Raw genomic sequence first — 15,352 nt, 5'->3', positions numbered from 1 at the left:
GTCAGGGGACGACTACCCGGGAGTCAGGAGGTATGCCTCTCAGGAGAGGGAGGTGTCTCAGGAGAGGTAGGCGTCGATCTCGGCGAGATAGGCGTCCTTGAGGTGCCGCGGCAGCCAGGTGATCTCGAAGGCGTTGCGCTGGAGCTGGGCCAGCTCCTGCTCGGTGAGCTGCAGCGCGTCCTGGATGGCCGCCACGTTCTCCTGCACATACCCGGGGAAGTACGCCGGGTCGTCGGAGTTGATCGTCACCCGTACGCCCAGGTCCATGAGCTTGCGGATGCCCTCGGCCTTCATCGAGTCGGTGACGTAGCCGTTGGAGATCGGGCAGCAGGTCAGGCCCAAGCCCTTGGCCAGCACCAGCTCGACCAGCCGCGGGTCCTCCAGGATGTTGACGCCGTGGTCGATCCGGTCGACGCCGATGTCCTCGACGGCCTGGCGGATGTGCTCGATCGAGTTCTCCTGGTCCACGTCGCAGTGCATGGTCAGCAGGTAGCCCTCCTGCCTGGCGCGCTCGTAGACCGCGGCGAACTTGGCCGGCGGGTTGCCCTTCTCGTCGGAGTCCAGGCCGACGCCGACGATCCACTCCTTGTACGGCAGCGACTCCAGCAGCGTCGCCATCGCGTACTCGGCCTGGAAGTCGCGCAGGAAGCACATGATGAGCTGGGCCCGCACGCCGAGCTGGGCCTGCGCGTCGAGCAGCGCCCGGCGCAGCCCGCGGATCACCACGTCGAACGGCACCCCGCGCGAGGTGTGCGCCTGCGGGTCGAAGAAGATCTCCGCGTAACGCACGTTCTGCGACGCGGCCTTGCGCAGGTACGCCATGGCCAGGTCGTAGAAGTCGGGCTCGGTGCGCAGCACCTGCATGCCCTCGTAGTACACCTTGAGGAACGACGGCAGGTCGTCGAAGTCGTAGGCGGCCCGCATCTCCTCGACCGTCGCGTACGGCAGGTCGATGCCGTTGCGCCGGCCCAGCTCGAACTTGAGCTCGGGCTCCAGCGTGCCCTCGATGTGCAGGTGCAGCTCGCACTTGGGCAGACCGGCGATGAAGTCCTTCACGATCAAACCTCCGAGACGATGGGGTCGACGACCTCGAGCCGCACGCAGTCCACCAGACCCAGGTCGGTGACGGCGTAGTCGGGGATCGCGGTGATCGACAGGAAGAACAGGTACATGAGCGGCGCGGGCAGCGCGCAGCCCAGCTCGCGGGCCAGGTCGTCGAGCCGCTCCTCCAGCACCGCCATCTCGGCGGCCGGCAGGTCGGAGACGATGCCGCCGACCGGCAGCGGCAGCAGCTCGCGCACCTCGCCGTCCACCACCACGGCCTGGCCGCCGCCCGCCGCGGCGACCGCGTTGATCGCCACGGCCATGTCGGCGCGCGAGGCGCCGACGCAGATGATGTTGTTGTCGTCGGGGGCCGCGCTGGTGGCGATCGCGCCGGCCCGCAGGCCCATGCCGCTGACCATGGCGACCGGCTTGTTGCCGGTCTTGCCGTACCGCTCGACGACGGTGACGAGCAGCGCGTCCTGCTCGACGGACGGCTCGACGATCCCGTCCACCACCGGCAGGGTGACGTCGCGGCGCCTGCGCACGAAGACCTGCTCGGTGAAGCCGAGCGTGAGCACCGTGGCCTGGTCGCCCGAGGCGCGCAGCACCAGGTCGTCGGCGGTGACCGGGTCGATCGGGAACGGCCGCACCGCGCCGCGCTCCGGAGCCGGGGTCGGCGTGATCATCGCGCCGTCGCGGGCGGTCAGCGCGCCCGCGGCGACGACCTCGCGGACCTGGAAGTCGTCCAGGGAGTCCACGATCAGCACGTCGGCGAACCGGCCGGGGGCGAGGCTGCCCACCAGGTGGTCGATCCGGTACATCTCCGCGCAGTTCACCGTGGCCATCTGGATCGCGGTGACCGGGTCGACGCCCGCCTTGACCGCCATCCGCACCAGCTTGTCCATGTGCCCGCCGGCCAGGACGTCGGCGGCGTGCACGTCGTCGGTGCAGAACGCGATCCTGCGCGCCCCCACCTTGGCCACGACCTGGATGTTCTCCTGCAGGAAGTGCGCCACGCTGGACTCGCGGACGATGCCGTAGATGCCGCGGCGCAGCTTCTCCAGCATCTCCTCGTGCGAGTACGACTCGTGGTCGAGCCTGATCCCCGCCGCGGCCAGGCCGCTGATGCGGCGCGGGTCCGACAGCGGCGCGCAGCCGAACACCGGCAGCCGGTTCGCCCTGGCCTGATCGAGCGCGTCGAGCACGGCCGGGTCGCCGTGCTCGACCATCTCCTGCACGGTCTCCCAGATGCCCACGCACTCGGGCCACCGCTGGGCGACGCGGTGCTCGTCCGGGCCGAACGGGTGCCCGACGGTCGACTCGGGCACCGTGTACGGCGCCTTGGCCGGCGCGCCCCACCAGATGCGCATGCCGGTGCGCTTGGACTCGTCCAGCGACTTGCGCACGCCTTCCAGGCCCTCGGCCACCAGGATCTGGTCCAGGCCGGACACCACGCTCGTCGTGCCGAACGGCACCACCAGGTCGGCGAAGCTGGTCACCGAGAGCTTGCTGCACTCGATGTGCAGGTGACCGTCGATCAGGCCGGGCACCAGGTAACCGCCGCGGGCGTCGATGACCTCGGTCTCGGGGCCGCGCGGCAGGCTCGGCTCGACGGCCGCGATGCGGTCGCCCACGATCCCGATCTCGGCCGGGTAGACCTCGCCGGTCAGGACGTTGACGAGTGTCCCGTTCGCGATGATCTTCTCGGCGGGCTTGCGCCCGTACGCCACGTCCAGCAGGTCACGATCCATCAGGAAGCCCCCTCGATAGCCACAGTCTGTACGGCGGGCCGCCGGTCGAGAACCGCGTACGCGATCCCCGCCACGAGGAAGCCCGCGAAGATGCTGAAGTCGCTGCCGCCGGTCGCCTCGGAGATCGGGCCGACGTAGGCGGCGGAGTTGACCCAGAGGGCGGCGGCGACCATGCCGAGCCCCTGGGCGATGAGCGCCGGCCACCGCACCTGACCGGGGCCCTCGGTGTCGAACAGCGCCCGCGCGTCGTAGCGGCCCTTCCTGCGCACCCAGTCCGTGATGTACACGCCCGCCCACGGCGCCAGCCAGATCACCAGCAGCGCGAGGAAGTTGTTGAGCAGGGTGTTGAAGTCGTTCGAGGTCACCGCGACGAACGTGATGATCGTGCAGAGGATGAGGTCGGCCACGACGGCCACCCAGCGCTTCACCTTGATGCCGGCCGCCTGCAGGTTCAGGCCGGAGGAGTACAGGTCGGTGGTGTTGACCGCGAACAGCGAGACCATCGCCAGCAGCAGGTACGGCACCACGAACCAGCCGGGCAGGACGCCGGGGAGCCCCGAGATCGGGTCGGAGGTGTCGGCCGTGAGCGCGGTGGCCACGGCCGCGCCGAGGGTCATCAGCAGGATGTAGGGGACGAACCCGCCCAGCGCCGCGTAGCCGAACACGGCCTTCTTCGACGAGTTCTTCGGCAGGTAGCGGGAGTAGTCACCGCCCAGCGGCCCCCAGGACAGCCCGCCGCCGGCCATGACCAGGGCCACGGCCCAGGTGAACGCCGAGAAGTCGGCCGGTTCGCCGGCCGAGAGCTGCACCTTCGGCGCGATCAGGACGGCCATCACTCCGAAGAGCACGACGAAGACCCAGGTGAAGTACTTCTGCGCCTTCATCACGGCCGCGTGGCCGATCAGCGGCAGCACGAGCTGGATCAGGGCGGCGATCACGATGACCGCGATCTTCAGCCCCAGGCCCTGCGAGGTCACGCCGGCCTGCTCCAGCAGCGACAGCGCGGCCAGCGTGATGAGCACCATGCCGCCGGCCTCGAAGCCGACCATGTTCAGCCAGCCGAAGAAGCTCAGCACCCGGGCGCCCTTGGGGCCGTAGGCGGCCCTGGAGACGGCCATCGTGGAGGTGCCGGTGGCCGGGCCCTGCAGGCTGGTCAGGCCGACCAGCGGGAAGGCCAGCAGGTTGCCGACGATGATGGCGAGGACGGCCTGGGTGAAGGTGAGGTGGAAGAAGGAGACGATCGTGATGCCGTAGACGAGGGTGAAGATGCCCATCGTCGTGCCCGTCCAGAGGAAGAGCAGGTCACGCGGCCGGCCGTACCTCTCCTCGGCGGAGACCAGCTCGATTCCGCGTTGTTCCATGGCTCCTCCTGGGGGGTTCACCGAAATATCCGCATTCAGTGAACCAAAGGGGCCTGACCTGGTGATTTATCCAGATGTACGAGCGTGACGCGGTGGTTTGTATCCCACTACAAGGTGATCGCCAAACCGGCCGACAACAACAGGCCGTACGCCAGTTGCAGCTTGCCGGTCTGCTGGAGCGCGGCGATCAGCGCCGGGCCGACCGCCCCACCCCGGACGATCTTCACCGGGCCCATCGCCAGCGGCGCGGCCAGCACCGCCAGCGCCGCCGCCGGCGCCAGCGGGATCATCGCCAGGGCCACCGCGAACGGCACGATCAGGCACGCCGCGTACAGCGTGCGGGTGCGGGCCGCGCCCAGCACCACGGCCAGCGTGCGCTTGCCCGCCTCGGTGTCGGTCGGCACGTCACGCAGGTTGTTCACGACGAGCATCGAGCACGACAGCAGCCCGACCGGGATCGAGGCGATCAACGCCGCCCACGACAACTGCTCGGTCTGCACGAACGCGGTGCCGACCACCGGCACCACGCCGAAGAACACGAACACCGACAACTCGCCCAGCGCCCGGTAGCCGTACGGCGTCTTGCCGCCGGTGTAGAACCACGCGGCGGCGATGGCCGCGGCGCCGACCAGCAGCACCCACCACGCCTGCGTGACCACCACCAGGATCAGCCCGAGCACCGCCGCCAGCGCGAAACAACCCAGCGCGGCGGCCAGCACCTGCGGCGGCGTCGCCACGCGCGAGCCGACCAGGCGCATCGGGCCGACCCGCTCGTCGTCGGTGCCCCTGATGCCGTCGCTGTAGTCGTTGGCGTAGTTGACGCCGATCTGCAGCGACAGCGCCACGAGCAGGGCCAGCACGGCCCGCCACCACACGAATCCGCCTTCGCCGATCGCCACGCCGGTGCCCACCATGACGGGGACGAGCGCGTTGGGCAGGGTCCGGGGGCGTGCGCCGGCGATCCACTGGCCGGGGGTTGCCATGTCGTCGAAACCTCTAGCTGATGTCCGTGGTGAGCCTGACCATGCGGATCGGGCGGCCCATGTCGAGCACGCGCTCGGCCATGTCTTCACCCCATCCGGCGGACTCCAGGAAGCCGAGCACAGCGTAGTTGTCGGCGAACACCCACGTCACGATCTGGCGGAAGCCGTCTTCGCGCAGATGGTCGACGGTGGCGTTGAGCAGCCTGCTGCCGTGCCCGCGGCGGACGAAGTCGGGGTCGACCAGCAGCGTCAGCATCTCCGCCACCACGCTGGGGTCGAGGTCGGGGTCCTCCGCGGGGGCGTGCGAGGCCAGCCCGACCACGCGCTCCCCGCCGCGCGGGGTGGTCAGCGCGGCGCTGCCGCCCGCGCCCAGCGCCGGGAAGCCCTCGGTGTCGAGAATGGTCTCCACGGCGACCAGCACGCGATGACGGGGGGTGGGCGGGGCGACGATCGCCTCGTCCCACTGGCGCAGCCACATCTTCTCCGCCGCCGGGCCGGTCATCTGCTCAAGTGGGCCCTCGGGCAGGAAATCCCGATAGCCGTAACGCCAGGCGCGGATCTGCGTGTTCGCAACCTGGAGAACATCCTCGCGCCGGGCCGCCCGGACGCCTACGTCTGCCATCTCGGCCCGCTCCTTCGCCTGCCGTCCATGCCACAAGGCACGAGTTACACCGTATCGGTGTTTGACCCTTGGAGACGACGCGAACCCCGCTTCCTCGCCCGGTACGCGCGTGTCTTGGTGCGGTTTCCGCATACCCGCATCGAACACCACGAACGGGAACGGTTTTTGGACGTGTCGATGAATGCCCACTGGCAGGTCGCCTCCGCGCACACCTTCAGCCGGTCCCACGGTGTCTCGACCGCGGCGACCAGGATCCTGGCCAGCCCGCCCGGCACCCCGTTCTCGGCCGGCACCAGCTCGGGGCCGTGGCCCGGGGCCCCACCCTCGTCCGGGGCGTTGGTCGGGTTGACGCGGACGTGCAGGGGCAGGGCCGGCAGTTCCGCGGCCTCGCGTCTGAGCGCCGCCCGCAGGCCCTCGCGCAGCGCGAGCGCGGTCTGCAGGTCCTCGTCGGCGGCCCGGTCGCGCGGCCCGATCAGGCCGCGCTCGCGCAACCAGATCGCCAGTTCGGCGGGGGAGGCCAGCTCGTCCGCGTCGGCTTCGACGTCGTAGGTGTTCACGAAGTCCCGCACGAGCTCGGCGGAGAACGGCATATCGCCTACTCTACTTGGCCGATCATGCCCTGCTCCGCCCCCGGTCGTCCCGATGTTCCCGCCCGGTCGCGGGATCCGACACGCCTGCCGATGTGCCTGCCCGATGCGCTCAACCGGTGGCGGGCGCGGGCAGGTCCGTGAACGCCTGCCCCAGCCGCCGTACCCCCTCCACCAGCTCGGCCAGGTTCGCCGCCGCCATGTGGGTGACCCGCAGCCGCGGCCCCGGCGGCTCCGACGGGTAGAAGATCCGCCCCGGGCTCACCAGGGCGCCGTTGCGCTGGGCGGCCTCCACCAGGGCGTTCTCGTCGGTGTCCGCGGGCAGCCTGACCCACAGGTGCATCCCGCCGCGCGGCAGCAGGTGCAGCTCGGCCGCGGGCAGGTGCGCGGCCAGCGCGGCGGCGAGCGTGTCGCGCCTGGTGGCGATCTCGGCGTGCACCGCCGTCAGGTGCCGCCGCCAGGCCGCCGAGGTGACGAACTCCAGCGCCGTCTCCTGCAGCGGCCTGGCCACGAAGAACGACTCGACGAGCTGGCTGGCGCGCAGCCGGTGCGCGGCGGGCCCGCGGGCGATGATCGCGGCCACCCGCAGGCTGGGCGACAGCACCTTGGTCAGCGACTGCACGTGCACGACCGTCCCGTGCCCGTCCATGGACACCAGCGACGGCGGCGGCTGCTCGGTCAGGTAGCGGGCGAAGTCGTCCTCGACCACGAACGCGCCCGCCGCCCTGGCCACCTCGATGACCTGCGCGCGCCGTTCGAGCGTGAGCGTGGCCCCGGTCGGGTTGTGCAGGGTCGGCTGGCAGCAGAACACCCGGGCCCCGGTCATCGCGAACGCCTCGGCCAGCAGGTCGGGACGGACGCCGTCACGGTCCATCGGCACCGCGTGCGCGCGCAGCCCGGCCGCCTTGGCCGCGGCCAGCGCGCCCGGGTACGTGGGCGTTTCCAGCAGCACCGGGGTGCCCGGCGCGGCGACCGCGCGGAAGGCGTGGGTGAGCGCGGCCTGCCCGCCGCTGACGATCAGCGTGTCGGACGTGGTCACGTCGCCACCCGCCTGCGCGGCGAACCACCTGCGCAGCTCCACCAGCCCGGGCAGCGGCGGCATGGCCCAGGCGTCCGCCCTGCGCACGGCTCGGGCGGCCGCCGCGGCCAGCTGCTTGTCCGGCCGGAGCCCCGGGTTCAGGTAGCCGCCGGTCAGCGGGATGACGCCGTCGGCCGGCGGGCTGAGCAACGAGGTGACGCCGCTCTCGTCCACCACCCGGTCGCCCAGCGCCACGGTCTGCCACGACAGGTCCGCGGTGTCGTGCGGCGCGGCGACCAGGTGCGCCACGAACGCCCCCGTGCCCGGCTTGATGATCACGCGGCCCTCGGCGGCCAGCCGGCCGAGCGCTCTGGAGACGGTCACCGGGCTGACGCCGTGCCGCCGCACGATCTCCCTGCTGGACGGCAGCCGCGCCCCCGCACCCAGGCGGCCGGCCTCGTCACGCAGTATCGCGGCGATCTGGGCGATACTGCTATCGTTGTTCATGAAAGACCACGATAGCGCTACTATCGCGCAGACAGTAGCACTCCCTCCGCGGATGTCGGCCGCCCGCCAGGGCACCCTCCTGGCCTTCCTCGGCGTGCTGGCCTTCTCCGGCTCGTTCCCGGCCACCGTCTTCGCCATGGAGGGCTTCGACCCCTGGCTGGTCGCGATCGGCCGGGCCGCCGTGGCCGGCGCCGTCGCCGCGGTCTGCCTGAAGGCCGCCGGGCACCCGCTGCTCCCGCCCAGGCATCAGTGGCCCGCGTACGCCGCGATCTCACTGGGCGTGGTCTTCGGCTTCCCCGTGTTCAGCGGCCTGGCCCTGGACCTGGGGGCCAGCACGTCCCACGCGGCCGTGGTCATCGGCCTGCTCCCGGCCGCCACCGCGGCCACCGCGGTCGTGCGGGCCGGCGAACGTCCGCGCCGCCTGTTCTGGCTGGCCGTCGCGGCCGGGGCGCTGGCCATCACGGTCTTCACCCTCACCAGGAGCCACACCGCCTCGGCCGCCTGGCCGGACCTGCTGCTGGTCGGCGCGCTGCTGTCGGCGGCCGTCGGCTACACCGAGGGCGGCCGCCTGTCGCGGCAGACGCCGGGCTGGCGGGTCATCTCGCACGCGCTGGTCCTGTCGCTGCCGCTCACCGTGCCCATCACCGCAGCCCTGGCCGTGACCACGCCGATCACGCCGTCCGTCCCGGCGCTGGCGGGTTTCGCGTACGTCGGCCTGATCTCGATGTTCCTCGGCTTCTTCCCCTGGTACGCGGGCCTGGCCAGGGGCGGCATCGCCAGAGCCGGGCAGACGCAGCTCGTCCAGCCGCTGCTCACGCTGGTCTGGGCCTGGTTCCTGATGGGGGAGCGGTTCGGCCCGGCGACCGTCGCGGCGGCGCTGGCCGTGCTGGTGTGCGTGGCCGTCACGCAGCGCGCCCGTACTTGAAAGCCGTGACGCCACCACGCACGATGGGGAGGGGAGGTGTCACACCCATGGCGGACCTCACGATCCCGGACGGCGGTTTCTGGCCGGCCCCGGAGATCCCGCAACCGAATATCTACCCGATGGAATGGCGAGTGGAGACCGAGAAACTCGCCGCCATCTACGAGAAGTCCAAGCGCATGCTCTGGAACCCGGCCGACCTGCCCTGGGACGGCCTGTCACCCGACGACTTCACCCGCGAGCAGCGGCTCGGCATCATGTACTGGTTCGCGGTGCTGGCCAATTTCGACGCCTCGGGCCCGGCGGTCTTCGCCCGCGCCACCATCCAGGCGTTCGAGAAGCACGAGGAGGACCCGGTACGGAAGTGTTTCTTCTCCATCACCCGTGACGAGATGAACCACGAGGAATGCTGCCAGCGCACGATCGCCAAACTATGGCCGGGCGGGCCGCTCGACTGGACCCCGTCCGACGATCTGGAAAAGGCCGCGCACAACAACATCGGCTGGCTCTACCACAACGGCGGCCGCTACTGGACCGGCTACACCTCGGCCGTCGGCAAATACTCTCTGCCGGTGCTGTTCACCAGTTTCATGATGGGGGAGATGGCCGCCTCGACGCTTTTCCGCGGCATGGCGAGCGGCACCCAGCATCCGGTGTTCAGCGAAATGTTCAATCGCATCGGCCGCGACGAGTCACGCCATCTCCAGATCTGCATGACCATTCTGGAGAACGAATGGCCCGGGCTCACCGACGACACGCGCACGCTCATCACCCGTCAGCTCCGCGCGGGTTTCGTCTTCCTGTCCATGATCCTCTGGGAGCCGCCGGCGGGCTTCTGGGAGCTGCCGCCGTACTTCCTGGACAACCACCGCGTCCTGATGGACCACGCCAGGGACGCGGGGCTGGGCGTACTGTCCTACGAGGAGCAGGCGGAGAACTGGCGCGTCGCCATGGCCAGGGTCAGAGCCATCGTCGAACGGTGGGGGATCGCTTTTCCGGCCATTCCTGAACTCGACCTGGAGGGCGTCCCGGTGGACTTCATCGACCCAGAGGAGATCATCCCAGTGTTCTAACCCTCGCCCTGCGCCCACGGCCCGGACGCTCGTACGGCGCCCATGGTCGGGACACCCGTACGGCGGCGCCCATGGTCGGGACACCCGTACGGCGGCGGCCACTATCCCGGCGCTCGTACCGTGGCCACTATCCTGACGCCCATGTGGCCACGACGTGACGGACTACGCGTGCTCGAACTCGGCACACCGGGCGAACTGCGCACCCGGTTGACCGACCTGGTCCTGTCCGGAGCCAAGACTGCCACGGCCGGCCTGCTCACGCTCGACTACGAGGCCGAGGGCGAGGAGTTGGAGCACGTCGGCGAACGCCTGGCTCTGGTGGACGACGCGGGCGACCGGGTCGCCGACGTGGAGGTGACGCGGGTCGACCTGCACCCGTTCGCGGCGGTGCCGTGGGAGTTCGCCCAGGCGGAGGGCGAGGGCTTCACCTCGATCCAGCACTGGCGCGACGCCCACCGCCGCTACTGGCTCGCCCAGGGCGGCCAGGTGGACGACACGGCCACAGTGGTCTGCCTCTGGTTCCACGTGACTGACGCCCCCACTCCAGCGCCCGAGTAACGCCGGACGCCCGCGACCAGGTCACCCAACTGCCCCCGGCCTCCAGTCCAGGTCATGACGCCGGCCTCCCAGGTCTCGGGCCCGCGCCCGCCGCGTCGATGCGACTTCCCAGACGCTCACGGACACGTCGTCAACGCGCGCGCCCATATCCCGACACAATCCGGTACTCGCCGAGAAACGCCGATCGAGCAGCCGGACGCAGCCGTCGGGTGGTACTGACAACGAACGGCGACTTCCCACAGCACACCCACACCGCAATCACCCAGCGCCCGGGCCCCTCGCGAGCAGTCGGCGCTGCCAGAAGGGGCGCAGTCGATGGGGCGCTGCCGATAGCGGTTGCCGATAGGAGGCCGGCGGTTGGGCGCCGCGCCTCAGCAACCCTCGCAGTCCCATTCCACGGTGAAGGCTGGTGCGATCAAGGGGAGCGGCGCAGTCCGCGACCACGAGCAGGACACCTGCCATCACGCCACCCGCCATCACGTCGGCCACGCAGTCGCGACCGAACCGCCCTTGCGGGAGACCGCTCCGGCGGGGAAGCAGCTCCCGCGGAAACCCGTTCCCGCCGGAATCACAGCCGGGTCGGCGGCGCACGCCGCGCCGAAGACGCAGCCGGGCAGGCGACGCAACCGCGCCGAAGACTGGCCAGTCCAGGAGACCGGCCAGCCCGTGAGACCAGCCGAACCGTGAGACCAGCCGAACCGTGAGACCAGCCGAACCGTGAGACCAGCCGAACCAGGAGACCAGCCAGCCCAAGAGACCAGCCAGTCCGTGAGACTGGCCGGACCAGCGATCAGACCTCGGCGGACCAGTGATCAGGGCTGGGCGGGCCCAAAAGTGCGGACCCGAAGTCAGGGCTCGGCCGGCCACTGGTCTCGCGGTGAGACGTAGCTGCCTCGATGCGGGATCGTGTAGACCCAGCCTTCCTCCCGCAGATAGGCCATCCCACGCCGAATGGTCTCCCTGGCCACCCCGTAACGCCGCTTCAGCGTGACCTCGCCGGGAACGGGATGCTCCGGTGGCAGTTGCCCGGAAATGATCTGCCGGCGGATTTCGTCCGCCACGTACCGGTACAGCGGGCTGCTGCGCTCAGTTTGCGGCCGCTCGTCCAGCGAGCCGAAAAACGTACCTTCGCCCTGAATGGTGTGCACGAGACCTTGATCGCGCAACACCCGGATGGCTTTTCGCGCGGTGGTGCGGGCCACGTGAAATTCCCGCTGGATTTTCGCCTCGCTGGTCACGAGATCCCCAGGGGAGAGCCCTTGGACGATGCGGGACCGGATAACCTCGCTGATCTGGAGGTAAAGATGCACCTCACCCTTGCGATCCACCATGGTCCCTAGGGTATATGGGCGCCCGCCTTAAGGCTGGGGAGATTAAGAACTCTTCCCCTTCGGCCAGTTTTCCGGGCTCGTCACGAAAGTCCCCCGCTGCGGAACCGTGAATACCCAGCCCTGTTCTCTCAAGTATGCGACGGCTTGTCGCGCTGTGACTTTGGCGACCTGATATTGCTCCATCATGGCCTTTTCGCCGGGTATCGCCCTGTTCGGCGGAAACTCGCCGTTCAAGATTCTTTCTGTGACTTCCTCGGCGATCTTCTGATAGAGCGGAATCTTCCTGGATGTCCGCGGAATCCCCGGCCGGCCGACGAATGTGCCCTCGCCCTGAATCGTGTACGCCATTCCCTGTTCGCGCAGCTCGCGCGCGACTCGTCGAGCGGTCGTCCTGGCGATGTCGTAGTCCTTCTCCAGCTTGGCCTCACTCGGCACTGGATCGCCGTCCTTGAGTTCGCCGCGTTCGATTTGCGCGCGAATCAAGTCTGCGACCTGCTTGTAGATAGGGACGGGTCCTTCGCGATCAAGCACGTCGGGAGTATAGACGAAAACGTACATGCAGCACAAAGCAGACGTTTCGTCGAGTGTATGAATACGGCTACTAGACCAGTGGATACGTGAGGCGTTACAGTGAGGACGTGTGTTGCTGGGAGGAGGATGTTCACTACGGCCACCATTTGTCGGGCACCACGCCAATGTGTATTGAGTTGGACTGGAGGCCCGCATTCTCCCGAACAAACCGAATGCGAGTGCGGGACCAAACGTGCGAATGCAGGCCTGTGGTTTACGAGCTATGTCAGGCGGGCGGGATGTCACTCATTCGACGAATAACGCGACATAGCGGAGGGGAGAAAGTCGAGGAATGCACCATGCGACTCTCGTTGGACGTAGCCGAGGCCTGGCAGCTCATACTGATCGGGGCGGCCCGATGACCTCCCGGTAGGCGCCCCCGTGCGGTCCAGAGGTCATCCCTCCATGGCCTCTGGATCTTTATCCGCCTTCGTTGCAGGACGAGGTGGATCATTCTCTCCCGGCAGGTGTCATCCCATCGCGCCAGCGGGCGCCTGCCGGGGCCTTTCACTTGGCGCTCGGCGACGAGTCTGGTGCTCGGAGACAAGTCGGGGTCACTGGTTGGGATCCGCTTCACTTCGCCGCCGTCCGAGGCCAGACTGTTGCCTGCGGCCATCGCTTACTTCCCTCGGTCTTGCTTCTTCGCCTATTCCGGGGGATTACGCGATGGCCGTCGCCATTTCCGCCAACGGCCGCGACCATGAGCCGATGGGTCTCTACAACCTGCTGCTGGCGGAGCTGGAATGTCCTCGCTGCCTGGTGCGCGCGAGGTGCGCGGTGGAGTTCCGGCTGGGCCTCTTGGACCTGCGCGAATACCGGCTCGGTGACATCCTGCGGTGGGCCGGCGGCCATCGGGGCAAACCGCTGCGGCGTCCGGACGAGGGCACGGCCGACGGCGAGGGTTACTGCGAGTGCGCGCACTGCGGCAAGGACTTCTGGGTGCGGGTCCATGTCCGCGACGACCGGATCGCGGAGGTGAGGCCCGATGCCGACCGCCCTGCCCATATTTCGTAGGCCGTGTCCCGTGATCACGACCTCGGTGTCAGCGACAGGCGAGGACTGTTTGTGCGCGGGCGGCGCACCTGTCACCGTGCTCTGATGGCTGGGCTGTTGGGTGACAAGCGCAGGTTCGCTGTGGAGGTGGGACCCTGGGACGGCTCGGCGATGCGTCGGGTGGATCTGTGGATCGCTGATCAGTGGGTGACGTGCGAGGACAACATGGTCTTCGTCCCGCAGTTTCGTCATTGCGTGGCGCGCACCGTTGCCGCTGAAGGCCAGGCCCCGCCGTTCGCCGGTTTGTCGCCGGCCGCCGTTCATCGCCGGCTTCTGGCTGGGATCGGGGACGGCGAGCAGGAGTGCGAGCGGTTCGGCTTCTTTCACCGCTGGGGCTGGGGCCCCACGACCGACAACGTGACGTCATTCCTCTGGCGGGACGGCGGCCATCTGGTGATCACGTTGGAGTTCTGGCGGGAAGGCCACCTGCTCACGCATCCCGAGCATGCGGGAACGGTCTTCGTGGCCGAGCTCCCGGTCGCCGAGTTCGTGGGGATCCTGGAGGAGACGGTGACCCTTCTTGAGGATGCGTCTCCCGCAAGTTGATCATGGGACACTCCCCAAGGCGATCACCCGGGCACCACCGAGCGAGGGTCTCGGCTTGCGGCGGGGCTGTTGCCCCGGCAGGCGGGCGAGTGACGACAAACTCCCGCCTGCCGGGGGTTCAGGCGCGGTGTTCGCGGGCCACCCCGGTCCACGGACACGCGCTGCTCTCCAGGAGCGCGGACGGCCGCCGGCAGCACAGCGCGGTATCTCCGTAGTCCCCACGCTGTAGCCATGTCATCGGACCCGGGCTCGGGGCCGGGCGGCGACGCCGTACATGACGAGGGCTCGGCCAGGGGAATCGCTGCCCACGATGTCCATGGACGGGCGCCGTCACGTAGGTGTGGCCCCGCGCCCTCCGGGAGGCGCAGGACCACACCGCCACGAGTACCAGGCTCGATGACGTCCAAACGGCCTGTCCGCGCGATTAGATTCTCATGGGCTTTCCTTGGCCGTCAGAGGTTCGGAGCTATCAGCGGGATCATGGCTTTTGGCCTTCGCTGGCCTGGTGCGCGGCTGTTCTTGGGGAATCTGGCGGATGGACGAATCTCCTTCATGCGGCGATGCGGCGCCAGGCCGTGTCGGTGACGATCAGGTGGTCGAGGAAGCGCAGCCCCACCGTTTCCGCGGCTTCGGCGAGACGGGCGGTGGCGGCGAGGTCGGCCTCGCTCGGTTCCAGCGAGCCGCTGGGGTGGTTGTGCGCGACGCCGAACACCGCTCCTCCGGCGGCGAGCACGGACGTGATCACCTCCCTGACCGGCACCGTCGTGTGGTCCGTGCCGCCCTCGGTGAGCACGGAACGCCGCAGCACCGCGCCCCGCGTGTCGCAGACGACCACGACCAGGCGCTCGCGCGGCCGGTTGCGCAGCAGCGGCGCGGCCACGTACGCCAGGTCGGACGTGCTCGCGACCCGCTCACGCGCAGGCTCGGCCTCGGCCCGGCGCACCAGGTGGAACGCCGCCGCGACGCGCGCCGCCTTGGCGGGGCCGACCCCCGGTACGGCGAGCAGCCGGTGCGGGTCGGAACGGGCGAGCCCGTCGATGTCCCCGCAATGCTGGATCACCTGGGCGGCCAGGTCCATCGCGCTGGACCCGCGAAAACCCGAGCCGAGGAGCACGGCCAGCAACTCCCGGTCGGCCAGCGCCGAGGCGCCGATGGCCATGAGCCGTTCGCGCGGTCGTTCGCGCTTGGGCAGGTCTTTGACTCGCATCCGCAAAACCTCCAGGACGGTTCTATCAGCGGGGACTGACAACTCTGAGCTGGGGATTTGTGGCTTGTGTGGGGGTGAGCGGTCATCTGGGCCTCTTGGCGTGACCGACCTGTGGTGGCCCTGCCGGGCGTCGTTGTTTCCGCGGCTGTCTCCGCGGGCTGCGCTCGCTTGGTCTCTGCGGGTCGTGAGGGGTGGCGGTCAGATGGGGGAGGTGGGAGC

General features: G+C 69.4%; 15 protein-coding genes. 5 read left to right on the top strand and 10 right to left on the bottom strand.

What is annotated here, in order from left to right; all coding sequences use genetic code 11:
- Positions 1-57: 57 nt before the first annotated feature.
- From HII36_RS17315 to HII36_RS17285, 7 genes are all read right to left on the bottom strand, one after another.
- Positions 58-1,056, bottom strand: a complete 999-nt coding sequence (locus tag HII36_RS17315; protein ID WP_173524227.1) for an adenosine deaminase — start codon at positions 1,054-1,056, stop codon at positions 58-60.
- Positions 1,057-1,058: 2 nt separating this feature from the next.
- Positions 1,059-2,795, bottom strand: a complete 1,737-nt coding sequence (locus HII36_RS17310) for an adenine deaminase C-terminal domain-containing protein (protein ID WP_236003588.1) — start codon at positions 2,793-2,795, stop codon at positions 1,059-1,061.
- Complete coding sequence (locus HII36_RS17305; RefSeq protein WP_173524226.1) at positions 2,795-4,156, bottom strand: purine-cytosine permease family protein; 1,362 nt, start codon at positions 4,154-4,156, stop codon at positions 2,795-2,797. Before HII36_RS17305 ends, HII36_RS17310 begins: the two co-directional genes overlap by 1 nt.
- 107 nt (positions 4,157-4,263) lie before the next feature.
- Positions 4,264-5,139, bottom strand: coding sequence for a 1,4-dihydroxy-2-naphthoate polyprenyltransferase (locus HII36_RS17300; protein ID WP_173524225.1), 876 nt, complete (start codon positions 5,137-5,139; stop codon positions 4,264-4,266).
- 13 nt (positions 5,140-5,152) lie between these two features.
- Positions 5,153-5,761, bottom strand: a complete 609-nt coding sequence (locus tag HII36_RS17295) for a GNAT family N-acetyltransferase (protein WP_173524224.1) — start codon at positions 5,759-5,761, stop codon at positions 5,153-5,155.
- Between the two features lie 44 nt (positions 5,762-5,805).
- Positions 5,806-6,351, bottom strand: a complete 546-nt coding sequence (locus HII36_RS17290) for a CGNR zinc finger domain-containing protein (protein WP_173524223.1) — start codon at positions 6,349-6,351, stop codon at positions 5,806-5,808.
- 109 nt (positions 6,352-6,460) lie between these two features.
- Positions 6,461-7,873 (bottom strand): aminotransferase-like domain-containing protein, encoded by a 1,413-nt coding sequence (locus HII36_RS17285; RefSeq protein ID WP_173524222.1) that lies wholly within the window; start codon positions 7,871-7,873, stop codon positions 6,461-6,463.
- A gap of 52 nt (positions 7,874-7,925) precedes the next feature.
- On the opposite strand from HII36_RS17285, the gene HII36_RS17280 reads away from it, so the two are divergent.
- The 3 genes from HII36_RS17280 to HII36_RS17270 all read left to right on the top strand — a co-directional run bounded on the left by HII36_RS17280 (position 7,926) and on the right by HII36_RS17270 (position 10,426).
- A complete protein-coding gene (locus HII36_RS17280; RefSeq protein ID WP_236003587.1) occupies positions 7,926-8,798 on the top strand; it encodes a DMT family transporter in 873 nt (290 codons plus the stop codon).
- Positions 8,799-8,845: 47 nt separating this feature from the next.
- Complete coding sequence (locus HII36_RS17275) at positions 8,846-9,868, top strand: hypothetical protein (RefSeq protein WP_173524221.1); 1,023 nt, start codon at positions 8,846-8,848, stop codon at positions 9,866-9,868.
- A 141-nt stretch (positions 9,869-10,009) separates the two neighbouring features.
- Complete coding sequence (locus HII36_RS17270; RefSeq protein WP_173524220.1) at positions 10,010-10,426, top strand: ASCH domain-containing protein; 417 nt, start codon at positions 10,010-10,012, stop codon at positions 10,424-10,426.
- 848 nt (positions 10,427-11,274) lie between these two features.
- Here the strand turns inward: HII36_RS17270 and HII36_RS17265 are convergent.
- Together HII36_RS17265 and HII36_RS17260 are read right to left on the bottom strand one after the other, a co-directional pair.
- Positions 11,275-11,757, bottom strand: coding sequence for a GntR family transcriptional regulator (locus HII36_RS17265; RefSeq protein ID WP_173524219.1), 483 nt, complete (start codon positions 11,755-11,757; stop codon positions 11,275-11,277).
- 42 nt (positions 11,758-11,799) lie between these two features.
- Positions 11,800-12,288, bottom strand: a complete 489-nt coding sequence (locus tag HII36_RS17260) for a GntR family transcriptional regulator (protein WP_328807751.1) — start codon at positions 12,286-12,288, stop codon at positions 11,800-11,802.
- A 705-nt stretch (positions 12,289-12,993) separates the two neighbouring features.
- On the opposite strand from HII36_RS17260, the gene HII36_RS17255 reads away from it, so the two are divergent.
- Positions 12,994-13,341: a hypothetical protein gene (locus tag HII36_RS17255; RefSeq protein ID WP_173524217.1), complete on the top strand. Its 348-nt coding sequence runs from the start codon at positions 12,994-12,996 to the stop codon at positions 13,339-13,341.
- An 84-nt stretch (positions 13,342-13,425) separates the two neighbouring features.
- Positions 13,426-13,926, top strand: coding sequence for a hypothetical protein (locus HII36_RS17250; RefSeq protein WP_173524216.1), 501 nt, complete (start codon positions 13,426-13,428; stop codon positions 13,924-13,926).
- Positions 13,927-14,476: 550 nt separating this feature from the next.
- On the opposite strand, the gene HII36_RS17245 is transcribed toward HII36_RS17250, so the two are convergent.
- Positions 14,477-15,133, bottom strand: coding sequence for a JAB domain-containing protein (locus HII36_RS17245; protein WP_173524215.1), 657 nt, complete (start codon positions 15,131-15,133; stop codon positions 14,477-14,479).
- Positions 15,134-15,352: the final 219 nt, after the last annotated feature.

Source organism: Nonomuraea antri (assembly GCF_013283785.1).
GTDB classification, from domain to species: domain Bacteria; phylum Actinomycetota; class Actinomycetes; order Streptosporangiales; family Streptosporangiaceae; genus Nonomuraea; species Nonomuraea antri.
This window is presented reverse-complemented; position numbering and strand designations above follow the sequence as displayed.